Origin of the sequence: Rhizobium mesosinicum, assembly GCF_019511345.1 — a bacterium.
Classification (GTDB): Bacteria; Pseudomonadota; Alphaproteobacteria; order Rhizobiales; family Rhizobiaceae; genus Rhizobium; species Rhizobium mesosinicum.
On the sequence record NZ_JAEUAK010000043.1, the window covers coordinates 1 to 255 of the forward strand.

At 56.9% G+C, this 255-nt stretch carries 1 pseudogene; it reads left to right on the plus strand.

Going from position 1 to position 255, the window contains the following annotated elements:
- Positions 1 to 255: pseudogene (locus JNB85_RS30490) on the plus strand (IS30 family transposase); the annotation flags it as partial.

The window sequence follows — 255 nt, forward strand, 5'->3', positions numbered from 1 at the left end:
ATCTCGGTAAGCCATGAGACGATCTACAAGTTCGCATATTCAGCAGACGGCCAGGCGATCAAGCTTTGGCGACATCTGCCAGAGCGTCGCGCCAGACGCAGGCCAAGACATGCCAGACGCAAACACGATCAACGGTTTAGCTCGGACCTGAACATTCTGCGCCGCCCCGACGCCGTCGCTGAGCGCAAGCAGTTTGGGCACTGGGAATGTGATCTGATCCAGTTCCGCAAGAAGTTCGGAAAGGCCAACGTGACT